Origin of the sequence: Acrocarpospora sp. B8E8, from assembly GCF_039871605.1 — a bacterium.
GTDB lineage: Bacteria > Actinomycetota > Actinomycetes > Streptosporangiales > Streptosporangiaceae > Acrocarpospora > Acrocarpospora macrocephala.
In genome coordinates this window covers 1-2358 of sequence record NZ_JBDPLV010000174.1, presented here as the reverse complement: position 1 = coordinate 2358, position 2358 = coordinate 1, and the positions used below count along the sequence as shown (strand labels likewise).

Sequence of the window (2358 nt, the reverse complement as noted above, 5' to 3'; positions counted from 1 at the left end):
GCCGCCGCCATGATCCGCATCGCCTCGATCGACAACCTCGCCCGCCGCGCAACTGGCGAAACAACCCCAACCTGGCGAGACGCATAACCGACGATCAACCACGAACTTCACTCATGGGACGCCCTCTTAGACAGCGACGAAGCCGTCGAAGCCATCGCGGCTGCGGCGATCATCGCCTCCCAGCGAGGCGGACAGCCGATTACTTCGCCCTACGCGCCGGACTTCCTCCTCGAAGGCGGGACGTTGGAAATCGGGGACGACCTGCCATTACTGGCGATCCGTGCTCTTGACCGCGTGGTGGCCGAGCACTCCGAGTGGCGGGACCTATGGGAGGAGGCCGACGCTTACCATGAGGCCGCAGCGGTGATAGCGCAACTGCGCACCGCCCTGACCGCGGTTTCCTAGCAGCGGAGGGGTGACCAGCTTGCTCTGACGCTCACGCGTACCCCGAAGAAGCGAATTGCTCCAGGAGTTCCGCATCTCGTTGCCGGGCTGCTACGGCTACGACCGCTTCTTCAGGTGACCCGCTCGCCAGCCAGGCTCCGTCCATCAGTCCCGCTCTCTGCGGGAAGTGGTGATCGTTCCGCCGGTGTTGGCGGCGAGTGCGCGGCTGATGACCAGTCGCTGGATCTGGTTGGTGCCCTCGAAGATCTGCATGGTCGTCGGCCAGGACCCAGTTTCCGCAGGTCAGCGAAGGTTTCGGGTGGCCGGGCCAGCACCGAATCAGCACCGACATTTCACCCCATATCTGGCCTGTTGAAGAGCCCGTCCAGGATCTCACGGGCGCGGCCGATCGAGGCCGGAACAAGGTGCCCGTAGGTCTGATGGGTGATCTCGGTGTTCTGGTGACCGAGCCAGCGGGAGACCTCGGTGATAGGGATGCGCGCCGCCAGCGCGGTGGAGGCGAAGAAGTCACGCAGCGAGTGCGGCGCGAACTCCGGCGGCAGACCGATCTGTGAGCGGCGGGTGGGCAGCGCCCGCCGAAAAGGCCTAGATCGGCTACTGATCCTCGGTGAGTGACATTGCACGGCGGTGCTGCGCGTCTACGTCGACCACTACAACCGGAAACGACCGCACCGGTCCCTGGATCACTGCCCTCCAGATCCACCGCCAGAACCCGCCGATCTCACCAAGCACCGAATCAACCGCCACAAGATCCTCGGCGGCATCATTAACGAGTACTACCGCGCCGCATAGAAGATCCACAAGACCAGTGGCCCGGATGTCGAACCCGCAGGTCAGCGCCCAATTCGACTTTCCGTACCCCACAGCCGAGAATCGTGTCACCTCATGCGACCTGGGCATACTCGTGGATCAGTCCACCGAGACGATCACGGCGGAGCACTAGCGAGGTGCCCAGATCGATCACCGGTGGGCCAAGTTACTGGCCCGTTGGGCGGTGTTTGATTCAGCGACCGATGCGGCCGGTGGTCGTTATAATGATCAATGTATTCGGTCAGGACGGCCTGTAGATGCCGTGGCCCGATGATCAGTATTCGGTCCAGGCACTCGCGCCAGAGGCTCAAGATCCATCGCTCGGCGATCGCATTCGCTCGCGGCGCCCGCACCGGGGTGAGGATCGTTCGCACGCCGCGGTGTATTTCGCATCACGATCACGGATCAGGACCTTCCACGTCTGCGTACTGACATGTTCCTGCAGGTTCGTAAGCAGATTGCGCGCCTAACGCCGGCGACCATGCGGCCGCGCAGGAGGCCATCCGTAAAGCCCTCGCCATCTTCGGTGCCCTCGCCGAATCCGACCGCACCACGCGTCCCTAAGCCTCGTTCGCAGCCTTAGTGACGTACGCGGGCGCAAGCCGGAAAGCTTGGAAGGTCCTTGCAGGCGCCATCCGCTCGGTCAGCGCCGCCACGTACCCGAGCGTCGTGTAGGCCCCCCTCGAGCATCGGCTCCTCGGCACGCTCCATCTGGAAGTAGTGATCCATCACGCTGAACGACGAGACCCCGACCGCTCGGCGATCCGGGCGGTCTCCGCCAGCGTCGAGGCTATCTGTGCAGGATCGTCCGGAGTCGAGTAGTTCCAGTAGTGAAATCCGAGCTTCACGCCCAACCTCCCCATCGTTGCCGCAGTCGCGTCCCCGAGGCCGGTGCGACCAGGCCGCAGAACGATCGTATGGAGCTGGAGCGGCCAGCCCCACTCCGTGGACCATCGAACCGGCAGCCACAAGCTGACCACCGGGCAAGACATGTGGAGAGCCGGATGCGGTGAGAATGTGCGCCGTCTAACTCGGCGCCAGATCGCCCCCGCAGGGGGCAGAGGTTCGGGAGGAGGTGACCTCTGGGCCACCCGCCTTACCTGAACGGGAAACCGGGAGGGGACAAGAGCATGGCGGGAAAGC

The 2358-nt window shown here is 64.1% G+C and carries 3 protein-coding genes; 2 read left to right on the top strand and 1 reads right to left on the bottom strand.

The genetic code is table 11. The annotated features are described in order from the left end of the window. Positions 1–93: 93 nt before the first annotated feature. Positions 94–405 (top strand): DUF4259 domain-containing protein, encoded by a 312-nt coding sequence (locus ABGB08_RS54365; RefSeq protein ID WP_347608395.1) that lies wholly within the window; start codon positions 94–96, stop codon positions 403–405. Between the two features lie 332 nt (positions 406–737). Here ABGB08_RS54365 and ABGB08_RS54360 read toward each other — a convergent pair whose 3' ends face one another. After that, positions 738–1028, bottom strand: a complete 291-nt coding sequence (locus ABGB08_RS54360) for a tyrosine-type recombinase/integrase (RefSeq protein ID WP_347608392.1) — start codon at positions 1026–1028, stop codon at positions 738–740. Between the two features lie 4 nt (positions 1029–1032). On the opposite strand from ABGB08_RS54360, the gene ABGB08_RS54355 reads away from it, so the two are divergent. Beyond that, the gene (locus tag ABGB08_RS54355) at positions 1033–1197 is read left to right on the top strand and encodes a hypothetical protein (RefSeq protein WP_347608389.1); all 165 of its coding nucleotides are present in this window, start codon (positions 1033–1035) and stop codon (positions 1195–1197) included. Positions 1198–2358: the final 1161 nt, after the last annotated feature.